The sequence below is a fragment of the Acinetobacter sp. CAU_H_29a_1 genome (genome assembly GCF_058599505.1).
Genome location: NZ_CM178655.1, coordinates 3,381,920 through 3,398,847, shown reverse-complemented (window position 1 = coordinate 3,398,847; position 16,928 = coordinate 3,381,920). Strand labels below are relative to the sequence as shown.

The 16,928-nt window shown below is 40.8% G+C and carries 17 protein-coding genes; 11 read left to right on the top strand and 6 right to left on the bottom strand.

What is annotated here, in order from left to right; translation table 11 throughout:
* Positions 1 to 7: 7 nt before the first annotated feature.
* On the bottom strand, positions 8 to 607 hold the full coding sequence (locus AC4MDD_RS17030; protein WP_491882064.1) for a YfjT/YkfB family phage-associated protein: 600 nt from the start codon (positions 605 to 607) through the stop codon (positions 8 to 10).
* A gap of 272 nt (positions 608 to 879) precedes the next feature.
* Here AC4MDD_RS17030 and AC4MDD_RS17025 point away from each other — a divergent pair, with 272 nt between their 5' ends.
* The 5 genes from AC4MDD_RS17025 to AC4MDD_RS17005 all read left to right on the top strand — a co-directional run bounded on the left by AC4MDD_RS17025 (position 880) and on the right by AC4MDD_RS17005 (position 9,252).
* Positions 880 to 2,580 carry an NAD-dependent malic enzyme gene (locus AC4MDD_RS17025; RefSeq protein ID WP_010325632.1) on the top strand — a complete coding sequence of 567 codons (1,701 nt, stop codon included), beginning with the start codon at positions 880 to 882 and terminating at the stop codon, positions 2,578 to 2,580.
* A gap of 151 nt (positions 2,581 to 2,731) precedes the next feature.
* Positions 2,732 to 6,037 carry a type VI secretion system Vgr family protein gene (locus AC4MDD_RS17020; protein WP_491882063.1) on the top strand — a complete coding sequence of 1,102 codons (3,306 nt, stop codon included), beginning with the start codon at positions 2,732 to 2,734 and terminating at the stop codon, positions 6,035 to 6,037.
* Positions 6,027 to 6,581 (top strand): hypothetical protein, encoded by a 555-nt coding sequence (locus tag AC4MDD_RS17015; RefSeq protein ID WP_335999852.1) that lies wholly within the window; start codon positions 6,027 to 6,029, stop codon positions 6,579 to 6,581. Before AC4MDD_RS17020 ends, AC4MDD_RS17015 begins: the two co-directional genes overlap by 11 nt.
* Entirely contained in the window at positions 6,581 to 8,527 is a 1,947-nt protein-coding gene (locus tag AC4MDD_RS17010) for a LysM peptidoglycan-binding domain-containing protein (RefSeq protein WP_335999854.1), read from the top strand. The genes AC4MDD_RS17015 and AC4MDD_RS17010 overlap by 1 nt, the downstream gene beginning before the upstream one ends.
* Positions 8,524 to 9,252 (top strand): SH3 domain-containing protein, encoded by a 729-nt coding sequence (locus AC4MDD_RS17005; protein ID WP_234304211.1) that lies wholly within the window; start codon positions 8,524 to 8,526, stop codon positions 9,250 to 9,252. Before AC4MDD_RS17010 ends, AC4MDD_RS17005 begins: the two co-directional genes overlap by 4 nt.
* A 50-nt stretch (positions 9,253 to 9,302) precedes the next feature.
* On the opposite strand, the gene AC4MDD_RS17000 is transcribed toward AC4MDD_RS17005, so the two are convergent.
* On the bottom strand, positions 9,303 to 10,223 hold the full coding sequence (locus tag AC4MDD_RS17000) for a Dyp-type peroxidase (RefSeq protein WP_490792322.1): 921 nt from the start codon (positions 10,221 to 10,223) through the stop codon (positions 9,303 to 9,305).
* Between the two features lie 161 nt (positions 10,224 to 10,384).
* Between AC4MDD_RS17000 and AC4MDD_RS16995 the strand changes: the two genes are divergently transcribed.
* On the top strand, positions 10,385 to 11,005 hold the full coding sequence (locus tag AC4MDD_RS16995) for a LysE family transporter (RefSeq protein WP_078389784.1): 621 nt from the start codon (positions 10,385 to 10,387) through the stop codon (positions 11,003 to 11,005).
* Here the strand turns inward: AC4MDD_RS16995 and AC4MDD_RS16990 are convergent.
* The 4 genes from AC4MDD_RS16990 to AC4MDD_RS16975 are packed head-to-tail and all read right to left on the bottom strand — an operon-like array spanning position 10,986 to position 13,553.
* Complete coding sequence (locus AC4MDD_RS16990) at positions 10,986 to 11,483, bottom strand: 2-thiouracil desulfurase family protein (RefSeq protein ID WP_491882062.1); 498 nt, start codon at positions 11,481 to 11,483, stop codon at positions 10,986 to 10,988. The genes AC4MDD_RS16995 and AC4MDD_RS16990 overlap by 20 nt on opposite strands.
* Before the next feature lie 4 nt (positions 11,484 to 11,487).
* A complete protein-coding gene (znuB, locus tag AC4MDD_RS16985) occupies positions 11,488 to 12,288 on the bottom strand; it encodes a zinc ABC transporter permease subunit ZnuB (RefSeq protein ID WP_491882061.1) in 801 nt (266 codons plus the stop codon).
* A 3-nt stretch (positions 12,289 to 12,291) separates the two neighbouring features.
* Positions 12,292 to 13,074: a zinc ABC transporter ATP-binding protein ZnuC gene (gene znuC / locus AC4MDD_RS16980; protein WP_148826939.1), complete on the bottom strand. Its 783-nt coding sequence runs from the start codon at positions 13,072 to 13,074 to the stop codon at positions 12,292 to 12,294.
* On the bottom strand, positions 13,059 to 13,553 hold the full coding sequence (locus AC4MDD_RS16975; RefSeq protein ID WP_004984035.1) for a transcriptional repressor: 495 nt from the start codon (positions 13,551 to 13,553) through the stop codon (positions 13,059 to 13,061). The genes znuC and AC4MDD_RS16975 overlap by 16 nt, the downstream gene beginning before the upstream one ends.
* A 141-nt stretch (positions 13,554 to 13,694) precedes the next feature.
* On the opposite strand from AC4MDD_RS16975, the gene AC4MDD_RS16970 reads away from it, so the two are divergent.
* The 5 genes from AC4MDD_RS16970 (at position 13,695) to AC4MDD_RS16950 (ending at position 16,926) form a co-directional block, all read left to right on the top strand.
* The gene (locus AC4MDD_RS16970) at positions 13,695 to 14,534 is read left to right on the top strand and encodes a metal ABC transporter solute-binding protein, Zn/Mn family (RefSeq protein ID WP_491882060.1); all 840 of its coding nucleotides are present in this window, start codon (positions 13,695 to 13,697) and stop codon (positions 14,532 to 14,534) included.
* Between the two features lie 171 nt (positions 14,535 to 14,705).
* Positions 14,706 to 15,104, top strand: a complete 399-nt coding sequence (locus tag AC4MDD_RS16965; RefSeq protein WP_004684416.1) for an ATP synthase subunit I — start codon at positions 14,706 to 14,708, stop codon at positions 15,102 to 15,104.
* A 107-nt stretch (positions 15,105 to 15,211) separates the two neighbouring features.
* Entirely contained in the window at positions 15,212 to 16,087 is an 876-nt protein-coding gene (gene atpB / locus AC4MDD_RS16960) for a F0F1 ATP synthase subunit A (protein ID WP_004684418.1), read from the top strand.
* An 84-nt stretch (positions 16,088 to 16,171) separates the two neighbouring features.
* Positions 16,172 to 16,417, top strand: a complete 246-nt coding sequence (gene atpE / locus AC4MDD_RS16955) for a F0F1 ATP synthase subunit C (RefSeq protein WP_000424060.1) — start codon at positions 16,172 to 16,174, stop codon at positions 16,415 to 16,417.
* A 38-nt stretch (positions 16,418 to 16,455) separates the two neighbouring features.
* Positions 16,456 to 16,926 carry a F0F1 ATP synthase subunit B gene (locus tag AC4MDD_RS16950; RefSeq protein ID WP_004684420.1) on the top strand — a complete coding sequence of 157 codons (471 nt, stop codon included), beginning with the start codon at positions 16,456 to 16,458 and terminating at the stop codon, positions 16,924 to 16,926.
* Positions 16,927 to 16,928: the final 2 nt, after the last annotated feature.

The following is a 16,928-nucleotide window of genomic DNA, read 5'->3' as shown; positions in this document are numbered from 1 at the left end:
CTCCATTTTAGCTATTTTCACGGCATGAGACAGGTTTGCTTAGGAGTTCCGCATTTTGGTTTTGAAAACGATACAGTTTGCTGGCATGAAAGAGCTTAATTACTTTGGCACTGGCAAGCTGTTGTTGAAAACGACTCAGGGTTTGGCGTTGAAATGGATCAAAGGGATTGCCATAGTTTTTGTTGTCGAGTAAAAACTGAATCTGTCCTGCTTCTTTATCATAGCCATATAAGATACGTTTGCCTTGCGCATCTTGAAGCTCAAATGTAGGCGGATGACTGCTGATTTTACAATTCAGACGTAGTGAGAGCACAAAGCCTTCGGTCGATTTGTTTTGTAGCTGATAAATCCCTTGTTTTTCATTCTCCAAATAGACCCATTGGTTCAAGGGTAAATTTGCACTGAGTTGCTCATATTGCTCGATGGTGGCTTTACTGATATCGACAATGCCTTTGGGATCGATTTCAGGCAGTTTTTCGTTATGACCAAATAGTCCTGTAATTTTATCACTCACTGTAGTCTGCGCTGTAGAAATGGATTGGCATGCTGTCATTTGTGTGAGGTAAAGACATGCGAGGCTCAACAACCTCAATTTTTTGATGATCATTTTTAATATAAAGAAGAAATAAAAGCGTTAGCTTAGCTTGAGCTTTATTTAAGTTCAAATTTTATCCATGCGTTATTTGACCGAAAGACTGTCGTAAACGTCCTTTTTACGTTGAGTTGGTTTGATTTTTATTTTCAGACTAAATCGCTTTGATAATTGCATCACGCTTATAAATATCAAAAGACGAGCAAATGGCGCTAAGCTAGTAGCCGAATTAGATGCATAGATTCTCCCCATAGGTTCATCTAAATCTATGTATAACGAGATAGGTAATGACGACAGAATATTTAAAGACAAAACAACCCTTATACATCCCTTATGCGGGCAATACCTTGCTTGAGTTGCCGCTGTTAAATAAAGGATCGGCATTTACGGAAGAAGAGCGCACTCGCTTCAACTTGCATGGTTTAATTCCGCATGTTGAAGAAAGCATTGAAGAACAAAGTCAGCGTTCTTATCAACAGTACTGTGCTTTTAATGATGCGATCAATAAGCACATTTACTTGCGTAATATTCAAGACACCAACGAAACCTTGTTCTATCACCTCATTGAAAACCATTTAAGTGAGATGATGCCAATTATCTATACTCCAACGGTGGGTGAGGCCTGTCAGCGTTTTTCGGATATTTATCGTCGCCATCGTGGTACATTTATTTCCTATCCAGACCGTGCGCATATTGATGACATCTTGCATAACATCAACAAGAAAAATGTCAAAGTTATTGTGATTACCGACGGCGAGCGTATTTTAGGCTTGGGCGACCAAGGCATTGGTGGTATGGGTATTCCGATTGGAAAGTTGTCGCTCTATACCGCGTGTGGGGGTATTAGCCCAGCTTATACGTTACCAATTACCCTCGATGTCGGGACCAATAATCAGCAGTTACTGAATGACCCAATTTATATGGGTTGGAATCAACCGCGTATCAGTGGTGATGAGTACTATGCTTTTGTCGATGAAGTGATTGCTGCGATCAAGCGTCGTTGGCCGAAAGCCTTAATTCAATTTGAAGATTTTGCGCAAAATAATGCCATGCCGTTATTGAATAAGTACCGTGATGAAATCTGTTGTTTTAATGATGATATTCAAGGTACCGCAGCCGTTTCTGTGGGCAGTTTGATTGCTGCATCACGTGCGGCAGGTAAACAGCTCAAAGATCAAACCGTTGCCTTCTTAGGTGCGGGTTCAGCAGGCTGTGGGATTGCTGAGCAAATTGTTGCACAGATGAAAGTTGAGGGTTTAACTGATGCCGAAGCGCGTGCACGCGTGTATATGGTCGATCGTTTTGGTTTAATCACTGAAAATCAGCCGAATCTACTCGATTTCCAACGTAAATTGGCGCAAAAGCCAGACGTAATAGCGGAATGGGGCAATGCTGAAGAGGTGATTTCACTGCTCGATGTCGTGAAGAATGCCAAACCTACCGTATTGATTGGCGTATCGGGTCAGCCGGGCTTATTCACTGAAGAAGTGATTCGTACTTTGGCTTCGAACTGTGATCGTCCGATTGTATTGCCACTCTCTAATCCCACTTCGCGTGTCGAAGCCGTGCCAGCAGATATTATTCACTGGACGGACGGCAAGGCTTTGATAGCGACAGGCAGTCCTTTTGCTCCTGTCAATTATCAAGGCAAAATTTATAATATTTCGCAATGTAATAACTCGTATATCTTCCCAGGCATTGGGTTGGGCGTGATTGCGGCCAATGCAACCCGTGTGACCGATTCGATGCTGATTGCATCGAGTAATGCTTTGGCAGATTGCTCACCGATGTTGACCAACCCTACAGCAGATTTATTGCCTGAGATTGATGAAATTCAGAAAGTCTCTAAGCTGATAGCCTTCAAAGTGGCCAAAGCAGCAATGGATGCAGGTGTAGCCCCAATTATTAGTGATGAGCAATTGCAACACGCGATTGAGAAAAACTTTTGGAAGCCAGAGTATCGTCACTATAAACGTGTTGCCTTCTAAAGCTGAAAATGAGATTGAACAAAAAGGAGCGTAATGCTCCTTTTTGTTTTTTGAGAGCTGCGTCTTCATTAACATTATTTTACTAGATTAAAAAAAAGACATTTTGTACACTCCGCGCACAAGTATAAAAACCAATAACTTAACAATGATCATGTTCAATTCTATTTATAAAATGCTGGAATCCTTTGGATTCGGCTCACAAAAACGTGCTTTGCATATTCATTTTTCCAATTCGGCTTTGAACACACAGGTGTTTATTCAGCGGATTGAGGGTGAACATCGCATTAATCAGGGCCTAAAAGCTGAAATCCTATGTTTATCGACCAATGCTTATTTGCCTTTAAAACAGTTCATTGGTGGGCGAGTCGCGGTTGATCAGGTCACGGATGTGGGGCAGCTTTCTCGTCTGACGGGGGTGATTACCAGTGCCAGTCAGGGGCAAAGTGATGGCGCGTTAACTGTTTATAAACTGACGATTGAAGATGCAACAGCGCTGTGGCATAAGCGCAGAAACAGTCGTGTGTTTATGAGCAAAAGTGTTCGTGAAATTACTGAAACTCTGTTTAGCGAATGGCAAAGTCACAGCACGTTATTTGCAGCCAGCTTAAGCCTGAACTTAGAGGGTTTGAGCCGTGATTATGATGTACGACCCTTTGTCATGCAGTCTAATGAAACCGACGCTGAATTTCTCACTCGACTATGGCGGAGTGAAGGGATTAATTGGTTGATCGATGAACAAGCTCCGATGGTGCTCAGTTCGTCGGAACCGATTCAGGTACAGCAACTTCGTTTGATGGATGATAATCAAGCTTTTACAGCACTGGGTCGTCGTACGATTCGTTTCCACCGCAGCCATGCCGCTGAGCCTTTTGATAGCATCACCAGTTTTATTGCTGAACGTCACTTACAGTCCACCACGGTACAGACGCAACGTTGGCAAGCGCAACATTTAGCTCAAGATCAGAGTCAAGCTGTATTGAGTGCGCATCAGCACAGTGATCAACAAGACAATGAAAGCTTGGGTCTGGAACAAGTCTGGTGTGTTAGTCCAGCATGGACAGCTGATCTACAGGGTGAGGATCAAGCCACGTCTGCCAATAGCAGTCAACTAGATCGTCTTAACCAACAACTGAACCAATATCACGAGCTTCAGGCCAAATATTTCACAGCAAAAAGTAGCGTTCGCGATGCGCAAGTGGGCTATTGGTTTGAAATGGTCGATCATCCTGAAATAGACCAACATGTGTCCGCAGAGCGTGAATTTCTCATTTTAGGCAAAGTTTTTTATAACCAAAATAATTTACCCAAAGAGTTGCTACAGCAAATCAATCTGTTACTAAAAGGAAGTCGCTGGCAAGGTTTGAGTGAGGAACGTCAAGCCAATGAACTCTTTGTCGTACGCCGTGAGGTCAAAATTGTTCCTGAATATCAAGCGTGGATACACCGTCCAGCAGCTTATCCTTTACGGGCCAAAGTCGTCGGGCCTGAAGGGGAAGAAATTTATGTGGATGCATGGGGGCGAATTAAAGTTCGTTTCATGTTTACGCGTAGTGATGACCATGCTCATGATGGTGGCGCGGGTGCAAATGACAATGACACGGACTCGGCATGGGTCGATGTATTGACTCCATGGGCGGGTGAGGGATATGGCGCACGTTTTCATCCGCGTGTCGGAGAAATTGTGGTCATCGACTTCTTTGAGGGGGATGTCGATCGACCTTTTGTGGTGGGACGTATTCATGAAGCGGAGCGCCTCCAAACCATGTTTGATGTGAAAGGGACATTGCCTGCGACGAAAAAACTCAGCGGGATTCGTTCACAAGAAGTTGCAGGGCAAGGTTTTAACCAGCTGCGTTTTGATGATACGACAGGGCAAATTAGTGTGCAGTTACACAGCAGCCATGGAGCGAGTCAGCTCAACCTTGGCAACCTGAGTCATCCAAAAGCAACTGAAAACAGTGATGGGCGTGGTGAGGGGTTTGAGCTAAGAACGGATCAATGGGGCGCCATGCGTGCAGGCAAAGGCCTCTTGATTAGTACCTATGCACAGGATCAAGCGGTTGCGGATCATTTGGCTGCATCAGAAGCCCAGTCCATCTTGCAGCAAGGTCATGACAGTATGCACATGTTGAGTACTTTGGCTGTTAAACAACAGACTGATGCATTGAATGTGATCAATCGTCTGCCTAAATTGATTCAGTCTGTAGAGTTAAAAGGGGCCAATCAAGCACTCCAAGCAACCGTTGGTTTATTTAAAACGGCAGTTAGTCAGGATCCGATTTCGGCATTAAAAACGTGCGGTGGTTTTCTTGAGGATATTCAAAAATTTGGTCAAGATACGGACAATTTGATTAATGAATTTAAAGACTATTTTCGGGATGCAGAGGCTTCAATAGACAATTTAAAAGCCTTTATTGATAACCTCGAAGAACATGGCACAGATGCTTTGAAAAGTCAGTTGAAAGGTGTGAAAGAAAAATTGAATGCAGATCCATTCGCCGCTTTAAAAGATGTTGGCAAAGTGATTGCCAATGTCGAAATGAAAGACTTTGATCTGACCAGTGCTTGCGGAACCTTTAATAAAGGCAGCAAACTGAATGTTAATCCCATGCAGGCGTTGGGCTCCATGCAAGGTTTTATGGAAGGTTATACTCAAGGCCTAGAAAAAGCTCAGGATGACCAGCAACAAGCTCAAGCGAAGATCTTTCGTCAGGCTTTAATGCTGTTGGCTTCCCCCAATGGTATTGCCTTAACGACGCCTGAAGATATTGTATTACAAGCTACTCAAGACATCGCTGAAAGCGCACAGGGGTCCATTAACTTAAGTGCCCAGAAGAATATTATTGCGCATGCGCAGGATAAGGTGAGCTTATTTGCTGCACAAAAAGGGCTAAAGGCATTTGCTGCAAAAGGAAAAGTTGAATTACAGGCGCAAGATGATGCGATAGAGGCGATTGCGCGTAAGGTGATTAAGCTGATTTCAACTGAAGATAAAATAGAAATAACCAGTCCGAAGGAAATTGTACTGACTGCTGGTGGTTCACAGCTCAAAATTAATGGGGATGGGATTTTTACGATAACAGGTGGAAAGTTTGAAAGTAAGGCGGGTCAGCATAGTTTTGTGGGTGGGGCAAAAGTATCTTATGAGGTTCCTGAATTACCAAGTATGTTTTATGGAAATTTTCTTGTTAGGGATCAGCAAAATAATCCAGTAAAAGGACAAAAATATAAATTAACCTTACCATCTGGACAACAAATTTTAGGAGCGACAGACGATAATGGTATGACAGTAACTGGATATTCCTCATCAAGTGATGAAAGTTTGAATTTGGAAATTATTGAAGAAGTAACCCAAGACATTTGGTTCCAACCACAAACAACGTATGAGTATGAACAGCTTAATCATATAGATTCTCCGCTAATTGATGAAGATAATGGTGAAATAAATGAAGAATAATTTTTTGGTTATTTTCTTGATATCTATAGTAGTTTATGGGTGTAACTCTTCTGATTTATCAGATGGGGGGAGTTTAAATTATAAAAAATATGAATCAAAAGAAATAAAATGTGGGAAGAAAAGAATTAAAATTCTTTCGAGTTGTTATGATTCTGAGGAGGGACTTGTTGATAGAGGTAGTGGAGGAATCGTTAGACAATGTAGAAGTAGTAAACTATTAATTGATGAAAAAACTGTAATTAACTTACCAATAATAGATAAAATGAATAATAAGGAAAAAATAATCTTAGAAGAAGGGTATTTAAGCCCTATTAGTTTTTCATGTATAGAGCATGAAGGAAATAGTTTTTTTCTCCTAAATCAAGGTGTCTCAAATAACATCAATGCAATGACTGTTGAAGAGGTTAATGAATTTAGAAAACCAGTTGTTTTAAATTTAAATGGAGTTATTACTCCAAAAAAAGACGCTAAAAGAATTATAGATAATATGAAAATAAAAAGAATAAAAGTTATATCTGCTAATGCAGTTTATGGGGAAGAATAATGTCTAATATATATGAGATATTGCGTCCAAAAAAAGGTTATGCTTATACAGATGAGCAAATTGTAGATTACTCTTTGATCAGCATTCCTATACCAACCAATAAAAAAAATAAAGGAAATTCTAGAATATATGGTGATATTGAAGAGGCTAACTTTAAGAATATAGTCGACATTATTATTTCGCTATGTTCGAGGTATAACCTTGATTATAAGGAAACGGCTTATACTTTATTAATTTGTTTAGCAGAATCTGGTTTTAATCCAGATGCAGCGGCTGGAACCACCAGTGCCGCAGGACTTGCACAATATACAAAGGATACAGCAAATGCATTTAGAAAAAGAGCTAAAGAGCTGATTGGTGTAGACATTGATATGAGAGGAAACAATGTTTTTGATGCAACGATCGGATCATATGGTGTTTTGGTTGCATTTTTATTTAATAAAGAGCTGGCTATTAATTGGGGGTTTAAGCCTAGTGATGAGAAATACTGGCAATTAATATATATGCTTCATCATGATGGTCCAGGATATTATAATGATGATCGTGGTAAGCAGCGAGCATATAATTTCAAATGGAGGAAGGATGCAATTAGAGCGTATGAAAGAATTTTCAAACAGAAATTAGTAGTATTAACAGCTCTACTGAAGCAAAAGGTAGAAACCAAAATTAAACTAACGGATAATAATGGTTCAGATGTTGAGAATAAAAATTATATTTTGGCAACTGTTAAAAATTCGAGTAATGAAAAGCCTTCACATTTATCAATGGATAGGGGTAATGAAACGGAAATAAATGTTATTTTTGGGAAAACAAATTCAAAAGGAGAGACTAAATCTATACTCTCAAGAATTGGTGATGAAATAATTACTATTATACTTCCTGATAATTACAAAGATTTAATACAGACTAGTTCTACAGCAGGATACGTTGTAAAAAAAGGGGATACTCTAGAAAAAATTGCTAAATCTAATGCTACAACCGTAAATAGAATTATAGAAGATAATAATATTCAAGATAAGAACAAGATAAAGGTTGGTCAGATTCTATTTTTTGGTGTGAGTGAAAGCTATAGTGTGAAATCGGGTGACACCTTAGCAGGAATTGCTAAAAAATTCGGCACTACTATAGAGGAAATAGCAAAAGATAATAAGATAAGTAACATAAATAATATTGCAATTGGGAAGAAACTAAAGATAAATAAATACTTGAGGCACAAACCATCTAATAGTGCTTTAAACCAAATTTTTAACAATATTGGTTTAGGTAATTTAAATTTAGATATTCTTGAGTTTTCGAAGAATCACACAGCGAAGCCGACCGGTAGTATTAGTAACAGTGCTCAACAATTTAATAATATGATTGAGTTGAGTACTCCAGTAGCAAAAGAAGCTGTTAATAATCAAAAGGTAAAAGAGCCTCCAAAAATTGATAAAAATAAAACGCAATTGAATGGGAATACAAAGGATGTGAAAGTGAAAATATCTGATGGGATGGCTGTTATTTATACATTTCAAGATATGGATTATGGCCCGTTTGAAGAGCCCAAAGAAGGATATACTGTTTTCTATGATCATTTAGGTAACAAACTTTTTAGCTTCAAATCAGGAAGTAGAGTGTCTAGTAAAGCTAAAAGTAACGCTGATGGGATGTTCACTGGATTTTATACAATTATTTCCGGTGGCACTAGGACAAGTCAATTGGGGGCAGCATATGGAACTACAAAAATTCGTAGTACTGATACAAGGGCTCGTTGGGTTCATGGAGGAGGCTCTGGCTTAAAAGATCCTTACGCTGAAAAGCAGGGCTGGCGCGTTACAATGGGTTGTACTCGTGCGCAGAACAAGGATGTTGAAAATTTGGCAGAAAAAATCATAAACTTTCAGCGTCAATATCCTAATATAAAAATTAAATACATTCGCGATAAAAAAGGAACTTACCCTAAATGAGAAAAAATAAAATGAATTATATCTTTTTTCCTTTTTTAATGACAATTAGTACTTGTATTTATGCTGATTTTGGATTGATTCAAGATAAAGACGGCTATGTTAATGTTCGTGAATCGGCAGATTTGAGCTCTAAGGTTATATCTAAACAGAAGAATGGAGAAATAGTTTCATGTGTGGATGATATTGTGAATAATTTCTGTTTTATTAACTCATCGTCTGGTGTGAATGGTTATATTTATAATAATAGAATTAATAGATTTGATAGTTATAACAAAATAAAATTAAAAAAATATGATGTTAAAACTGTTTTATATAGGAATTCTTTATATACAGTTGAGATCTCATCGAAGGATGCGGATTTGAATTCAAAAAATTATTCCAAAAGCCTAAAGGGGAGCGAGTTATATAGTTTGTATAAAGGGAAGGCTTTTTATGGTACGGATGGTGACCTCCCTACTGTAAACTTTCTTCAGTTGAACAGAATTGTAGTTAAGATCCAAGAGCAAAAAATCATTATTAATTCAGATCAATTGGAAAACTATTTTTTTCCAAAAGATGGGCTCAGTAGTAAGAATGAACTTGCTGATTTTCAGATTTATCAGAAAAACAATGATTTATACATAATCAACTCATTAAGTAGTGGTGGGGCTGCTCAATATAATATTGCATTACATATTAAAGATGGGAAGTTAGTGAAAAATAGCGTATGGAAAGCCGAATTGTAAAAGATTAGCTTAACTACAGTAGGCCATTACTGTAGTTAAGCATTAAAAAATCACCCTTCCAAAACTTCTTCCAACAGCTCCTCACTCGGCGCAAAATAATAAGCACCATCCACAGGAGTCACAAAATGAAGCATACGGTCATGGATTCCATCACCACTGGTGCCAAACATTCGCAGTAACATCGCATCAATAATGTTTAAATCTTTCGTATAGGCAATAAAAAATAAACCTTGCTCACCTTTACCATCGCCATAAGGAAGCGAGTGACGTAGGATTTCCATTTCTTCGCCTTCATCATCTTCAACCACGACACGTGCAACGTGAGAATTTTCAGGCTTAACGTCATCATCTAGTTCAATACTTTCAAGTTTTGTCCTTCCAAAGACTTGCTCTTGAGCATCAACTTTTAATTTTTTCCACTTTTCCAAATCATGACAATAGCGCTGTGCAAAGATAAAAGAGCCATCTGCGAATACTCCTGCATCTTCACTTAATAAAGTCGTTGCAGCACGATCATCGGGGAACTGCGGGTTTTCAGTACCATCAATAAAACCAGTCAAATCTCGACCATCAAAATTGCGGAAACAGACTCGTTCATCTAGAACATCAACTTTATCTTGGATACCTTCAAAGAACGATTGACTAAGGGCAAAACAAATATCGGTACGTTGGGCCGCTATATGAATTAAAACATCCGCAGGTGAAACAGGCATATTGAAAGAGCCATAAATGGGCTCTAGCTGTTTAAACCCTGCAGGCGCTGTAGGATGAAGTTGTGCCCAAAGTTCAGGGCCAAAAGCAACAGCCGTTTTAATTTGCGCATGTGGATGTTGGGTAATAAGGCGATCACGAGTTGAAAATAAATCTTCTAATTTTTCTTTAAGTTCATCAATACTTAAATCTTTTAAACGTAAAACAATAAAACGGGCATGATCTGAAGGTAATGGTAGAATTACAGATTGGGCGGTCATTCATGGCTCCTAAAAAAATTGTTATTTCTATTGGCTGTACTTATTGTGCCTTATGCAGTTTCTGCTTCATAGCCTTAAGTGATAAATTCATTAATGAATAATAACCCCTAAAAGCATGAAAGATCATATAATCTAAAGGTCATTTTTTTCTCAATACCACTATGTCATTTCAAATTTGGCTGGGCTTTGTACTCGCATGTTGGATCATTAGTATTTCTCCAGGGGCAGGGGCCATTGCGTCAATGTCGAGTGGCCTTAACTACGGTTTTCGGCATGGTTATTGGAATGCGCTGGGTTTACAACTCGCCTTATTGGTGCAAATCGGTATTGTGGCGGCTGGGGTAGGGGTACTCTTTGCCACAACGCCTTGGGCATTTTGGGCCGTGAAGTGGTTTGGTGTGGCTTATTTATTGTATTTGGCTTATTTACAATGGATGGCACCCATCCAATCGATTGAAATCCAACAAGAACAACCAACTAAATCGCGCTCCAAATTGGTGATGTATGGCTTTTTGATCAATATGAGCAATCCCAAAGCAATCGTATTTTTATTGGCGGTTTTACCGCAATTTTTGAATTTGTCTAAACCGCAGTGGAGTCAATATGCGGTGATGGCTGTCACGATGGTCACGATTGATTTGATTGTGATGGCGGGATATACGGGGTTAGCAGCGAAAGTTTTAAAACTCTTAACATCACCGCGACAGCAAAAATATCTCAATCGTACTTTCGCAGTATTGTTCAGTTGTGCGGCGGGACTGCTTAGTTTGGTTCATCAGTAAGTTTAGTCTGCGTCAATTCTACTAAAAACTGTTGTTCGGTAACCACATGTATACCGTGCTGACGAAATAGGGCGGCAGTAATTCCTTCCCCTACAATTTTTTGCCCAGTAAATGAGCCATCATAAATACCATCGCTGCCACAGGATGGGCTATTGGCTTTGAGCACAGCATGGGTAACGTGATTGGCTTGCGCTAATGCTAAAGCTTTGTAGGCACCTTGAATAAAGACATCGCTAATCTGATGGCCATCTGAGGAAAAAATCTGTGCGCGGCCTAATAAAACATCAGCACCAGACCCGTGGCGAATTTCTGCTGCGGGACGCGGGGTTGGAAGTTCTGCACTGACTTCAGGACATAAGCTGACATAATTTTTATCGAGCAAGGCTTCAACTAACTGAGAGACTAAGCAGTCTTTGCCGTCATAACGGACTTTTTGTCCGAGTAGACATGCGCTGATAAAATAACGTTGATGGATCATTTAGTTATGTCAGTTTTTTAAACTTCTGCGCGATAAAAATCAACGCAAACAGAATCGACATGGTTAAAACAATGCTGAGTCCTGTAGAGGTATTCAGCCCTGCGCTGGACCATAAACCAACTGTCACCCCAATTTGCGCAATCACAAAGGCCCAAATCACCATTTGTTTTGGAGAGTGGGCAAGCAGTCGAGCGGTAAGTGCTGGAATGACAAGCAAAGCACCCATCAGTAAAGAACCCACTGCACGAAGCGCCAAAATGGTAAATAAAGCCAGTAGCAACATAAAAATCAAACGTTGCCATTTCGCACTGACACCTTCACTGACGGCCATATCAGGATCGATCGCGATCTGAATTTGAGCTTGCCAACTTTTATAAAGCACTGCCAATGCAACAACAATAACAGTGGCAAAAACGGGCAGGTCTGCCCATGTGATCGTGAGCAAATCACCAAATAAATAGCTGAGTAGCTCAGGTCTTAAGCTTGGAATATGTTGAATAAACATCAGACCCGAGCAGAGCAAGGTCGCAGAACAGAGTGCGAGTAATGCGTCATTAGGTAACCGTGGATCATACAAAACCCAAAGGATCGCCACCAACAAGCCCGCAATAAAAGCCACACCCATCCACAGGGGCAACGCCATTGCTCCTGCAATCGCGACACCCAGTAAAGTACCATGTGCCATGGTGTCGGCAAAAAATGACATGCGGCGCCATAGCATCAAACAGCCCAGTGGTGCAGTCAAAAAGACTAGCAACGTACCCATAATCCATGCAGGTAATAGCAGTTGTAACCATTCCATCATGACTTAAGCTTCCGGTTCGGGGTGAATGTGTGGGCGAGCGTCATGCTGACAAGGCGTTGCACTATCACCATGTGCGCAGTGATCATGATGATGTTGATAGAATACGCGGTTGGTACCAAAAATAGCTTGATACTCAGGGTGTTGTTGCACACTTTCAGGCAGGCCACTACAACAAATGTGTTTATTCAAACACACCACACGATGAGTTCCTTGCATGACCCACTGCAAATCATGTGAAACCATGAGCACAGCACAACCATATTTGGCGGGTAAACTGCGCACATAGTCGTACAGCTCAGCCTCAGACTGAATGTCTAAGCCCTGCATCGGTTCATCGAGAACCAAAATATCGGGTTGACGTAACAGTGCACGAGCCAGTAAAACGCGTTGTCGTTCCCCACCTGAAAGCTGCTGTACTTTAGAATTTTCAAGTTTGCTGATCCCAGTATCGTGGATAATTTCTTGCTTGATTACAGGATCGCATTTTTCCAAAGCCAAAAGGTCTTTCACCCTAAGCGGTAGGCTATGTGAGGGATTAAATTTTTGTGGTACATAAGAAAACTTGAGTGGCTTTGTTGTTTTAATGTCGCCAGCATTAGGGTGCACAATACCCAATAGCACTTTAATGAGCGTGGATTTTCCCGCACCATTTGGGCCAATCAGGGTCACAATTTCCCGTTCATGTAAGACAAAATCGACATGCTTTAAAATGTCGCGTTCATCGATACGAACACTAATTTGGGAGAGTTCGACCAGAACAGGATCAAGGCTTATTTGTGGCGACACTGCTGACAAATTCCTGAAATTTCAATAATGCTATGTTGTGCCGTAAAACCATCGGCTGCGGAAAGTGCATCGAGTTGTTGTAATAATCCTTGAGCAGAGGCCTCTGTCACTGATTTGCAATCGGTGCAAATGAGAAAAGCTGCTTGATGGCCTTCGCGTGGATGGCAACACGGAATATAGGCATTAATTGAGGTGAGTCGGTGAATGAGGCCTTTTTCTAATAAAAAGTCTAAGGTGCGGTACACCGTCGGTGGGGCAGCAGGGCGGTCGGCATTGCTTTTAATTTTAGCCAACAAGTCATACGCACCCATCGGGCCTGTCGCATTCAGGATCAGTGCCAAGACTTCTTTTCTTAAGGGGGTTAGGCGCGCACCAGTTGTTGCGCACAAGACTTCTGCTTCAGCCAAACGCGTCTCAACGTTGTGATGACCATGCACATCATGTAAAGCATGGTGGTGTTCGTGAGAACAAGCGCTCATAACAAACCTCAAGTGCAAAATTTATAAAAGAAAAACGACATTAAATCTTAACATGAAGCGCAGAGAGTTTCGATTAGGCATAGGTATTTTTGTCGATTTGTTATATTATAACACTAATTGTATTTCTAGTGATTGCTCCCCATGTCCCGTTTCTTGGCTTTTTTTGCGTTTGCGCTGTTTAGTAGTGTTGCTTGGACGCAAGACTTGGTTGTCTCTACACAGCCGATTTACTTGATTGCACAGGAAGTGACGAAAGGCATTGAAAAACCAACCTTATTGTTGGCCGATCAATCTGGACATGATGTAAGTTTGACCCCAATGCATCGTAAAATCATTCAGGATGCAGGTTTGGTTGTTTGGTTGGGACGAGCCCATGAAGCACCGCTGGATAAACTCCTGACCCCCAATGATAAAGCAGTTTCTATTTTAGATTCAGGCATTATCAATGCTTTACCACTACGAAATACCCGTGGTGATGCCTTAAAAAATACCATCGATACCCATGTTTGGCTTGACCCAAACAATGCGGTACGCATCGGTTTCTTTATTGCAGGCCTGCGTTCACAGCAGATGCCTGAGTATAAGGAGCGCTACTGGAACAATGCCAAAATCTTTGCTCAGAAAATGTTGCAAGCTTCAGCTATATATAGTCAAAGTACCCAAGCTCGCCCATATTGGTCTTTTCATGATGCCTATCAATACCTGGAGCGACCTTTAAACTTACGCTTTGCAGGCGCATTGACAGATGATCCACATATTGCGCCTACGGTTGCGCAAATCAAATACTTAAATGACAGCCGCCCTTATTCAAAGATGTGCCTTTTGGCTGAAGTGCATGCTAGTCAAGCACAATATCAAAAGTTGAACCCATTGGTTTTCCAAGCGGTTGATGAAAGCATGACTGGGGTAGGGGATTTTGTCAGCGCGTGGAAGCAATTGGCCGATCATGTGCATAAATGTGTGCTAAACACCCGAAAGTGACGCAAAAATTAAACAATAATTGATTAGTTTAAAAGCAATTTAAACATAGAAAAAAACTCGACTTAGGTCGGGAAAAGATTGCATGTTCAGGGGTGTAACTCTATAATGCCTGCGATTAAAAATAATCATCAGCTAAACTTGTCAAGCATGATTGTTGTGAGTGAATAAATAATGAGCCGAACTAGTCGCTTGATTGACCGACGATTAGCGAAAGCTTTAGTCCTCTTACAAGCATGTATGATTCCTGTTTCAGCCTTGATCGGCTGGGTCGTGAAAGACTCAACCGCAGCCCTGAGTGCAGCATTAGGTGCGCTCGTGTGTTGGCTTGCGACTTGCTATTTTTCATGGCAGTCGTTTCGAGCAGCAGGAGCTCGCGCTTCTAAACAAGTTCTTGCGAACATGTATAAAGGCATGATGGGTAAGTTTGCAATTGTGATTGTTGGTTTCATTTTAATTTTAAGCAATGTCAAACCGTTGTCAGCGGTGGCGTTGTTTTGTGGTTTTATGCTCGTTCAAACCATGACGTGGGTTGCTCCATTTTGGGTGTCGCGTCAACAAAAACGAGTTTAATAAGCACTACAAAAAATTGAAAAGTTTTTTAGGAGATGGACGAGATATCAAGCAGCACGCGATGTTCGTTCTCTCTATTTGTATTTGACATTGACCAGGTGTGATTTATGGCTGCTGAAGAACATGCCCTTACTTCGACCGAGTATATCAAGCATCACTTGACGAATATGACTTATGGCAAAATGCCAGACGGTTCATGGAAGTTGGCTGAGACTGCTGAAGAAGCTCAACAGATGGGGTTCACTGCTATTCACTTGGATTCAATGGGTTGGTCTATCACTCTTGGTGTGATTTTCTGTTTGTTGTTCTGGTGCGTAGCGAAAGCTGCAAACTCTGGTGTTCCAACCAAGTTCCAGTCTGCAATTGAAATGATCATTGAGTTTGTGGACTCAAGTGTTCGCGACACTTTCCATGGCAAATCACGCTTAATTGCGCCACTTGCATTGACCATTTTCGTGTGGATTTTCCTCATGAACGCAATGGACTTAATCCCAGTTGACTTTATTCCGTATACAGCTCAACTGATTGGTGCAAGTGTATTTGGTATGGATCCTCATCACGTTTACTTCAAGGTTGTACCTTCTACAGATCCAAACATTACCCTAGGTATGTCTTTATCTGTATTTGTACTGATCTTGTTCTACAGTATTCGCGAAAAGGGGATTGGTGGTTTCGTTGGCGAATTAGCACTTAACCCATTTAACCCAAGTAACCCAGTTGCAAAAGCGTTATTGATTCCAGTGAACTTAATTCTTGAATTAGTAACATTCCTTGCACGTCCAGTTTCATTGGCTCTGCGACTTTTCGGTAACATGTATGCAGGTGAGTTAATCTTCATCCTTATCGCATTATTACCGTTCTGGATCCAATGGGCGTTGTCTGTGCCTTGGGCGATCTTCCACATTCTTGTTATCACGCTACAAGCATTCATCTTTATGATGCTGACTATCGTATACTTGAGCATGGCAAGCGAAAAGCATTAATGGTAATGCCCAACTATCACTGGATGGTTGGGCGCACAATTTTTTAATTTAATTTGGTATAAACCTAACCTCTGAGGAATTATCATGGAACTCACTTTAGGTCTAGTTGCAATTGCATCTGCTATCTTGATCGCTTTTGGTGCTTTAGGTACTGCGATTGGTTTTGGTCTTTTAGGCGGTCGCTTCCTTGAAGCTGTTGCACGTCAACCAGAATTGGCTCCACAACTTCAAACTCGTATGTTCTTAATCGCGGGTCTTCTTGATGCTGTGCCTATGATCGGTGTTGGTATTGGCTTGTTCTTCATCTTTGCTAATCCATTTGTAGGTTAATCAGCTTAATTCCTAAATTAAACTATTGAGGAATAGCAATGAATATCAACCTCACATTGATTGGCCAAGCGATTGCATTTGCGATGTTTGTCGCATTCTGCATGAAATTTGTATGGCCACCACTAATCAATGCGATTAGTGAGCGTCAGCGTAAAATCGCTGATGGCTTAAACGCTGCTGAAAAAGCAAAAGCTGATCTTGCGGATGCGCAAGCTCAAGTGAAAGCTGAATTAGATGCAGCGAAAGCGCAAGCGGCTCAATTGATCGAACAAGCGAACCGTCGCGGTGCACAATTGGTAGAAGAAGCTCGTACTCAAGCGTCAGCTGAAGGTGAGCGTATTCGTCAACAAGCAAAAGAAGCTGTTGATACAGAAATCAATTCTGCTCGTGAAGAATTACGTCAACAAGTTGCTGATCTTGCAGTAACAGGTGCTGAGAAAATTCTTAGCCAAAAAGTTGATGCTGAAGCTCACAATGCCATGCTGACTCAGCTGGCTGCTAAACTTTAAGA

What these genes read in the sequence shown, in the direction of transcription:
- znuB (WP_491882061.1), bottom strand. Translation starts at nt 12,288, where the DNA reads ATGATGGAATGGTTACAACTGCTATTACCTGCATGGATTATGGGTACG.
- AC4MDD_RS17005 (WP_234304211.1), top strand. Translation starts at nt 8,524, where the DNA reads ATGAGAAAAAATAAAATGAATTATATCTTTTTTCCTTTTTTAATGACA.
- atpB (WP_004684418.1), top strand. Translation starts at nt 15,212, where the DNA reads ATGGCTGCTGAAGAACATGCCCTTACTTCGACCGAGTATATCAAGCAT.
- AC4MDD_RS17000 (WP_490792322.1), bottom strand. Translation starts at nt 10,223, where the DNA reads ATGACCGCCCAATCTGTAATTCTACCATTACCTTCAGATCATGCCCGT.
- AC4MDD_RS16965 (WP_004684416.1), top strand. Translation starts at nt 14,706, where the DNA reads ATGAGCCGAACTAGTCGCTTGATTGACCGACGATTAGCGAAAGCTTTA.
- AC4MDD_RS16970 (WP_491882060.1), top strand. Translation starts at nt 13,695, where the DNA reads ATGTCCCGTTTCTTGGCTTTTTTTGCGTTTGCGCTGTTTAGTAGTGTT.
- AC4MDD_RS17015 (WP_335999852.1), top strand. Translation starts at nt 6,027, where the DNA reads ATGAAGAATAATTTTTTGGTTATTTTCTTGATATCTATAGTAGTTTAT.
- AC4MDD_RS16975 (WP_004984035.1), bottom strand. Translation starts at nt 13,553, where the DNA reads ATGAGCGCTTGTTCTCACGAACACCACCATGCTTTACATGATGTGCAT.
- AC4MDD_RS16995 (WP_078389784.1), top strand. Translation starts at nt 10,385, where the DNA reads ATGTCATTTCAAATTTGGCTGGGCTTTGTACTCGCATGTTGGATCATT.
- AC4MDD_RS17020 (WP_491882063.1), top strand. Translation starts at nt 2,732, where the DNA reads ATGTTCAATTCTATTTATAAAATGCTGGAATCCTTTGGATTCGGCTCA.
- AC4MDD_RS16990 (WP_491882062.1), bottom strand. Translation starts at nt 11,483, where the DNA reads ATGATCCATCAACGTTATTTTATCAGCGCATGTCTACTCGGACAAAAA.
- atpE (WP_000424060.1), top strand. Translation starts at nt 16,172, where the DNA reads ATGGAACTCACTTTAGGTCTAGTTGCAATTGCATCTGCTATCTTGATC.
- AC4MDD_RS17010 (WP_335999854.1), top strand. Translation starts at nt 6,581, where the DNA reads ATGTCTAATATATATGAGATATTGCGTCCAAAAAAAGGTTATGCTTAT.
- AC4MDD_RS17025 (WP_010325632.1), top strand. Translation starts at nt 880, where the DNA reads ATGACGACAGAATATTTAAAGACAAAACAACCCTTATACATCCCTTAT.
- AC4MDD_RS17030 (WP_491882064.1), bottom strand. Translation starts at nt 607, where the DNA reads ATGATCATCAAAAAATTGAGGTTGTTGAGCCTCGCATGTCTTTACCTC.
- AC4MDD_RS16950 (WP_004684420.1), top strand. Translation starts at nt 16,456, where the DNA reads ATGAATATCAACCTCACATTGATTGGCCAAGCGATTGCATTTGCGATG.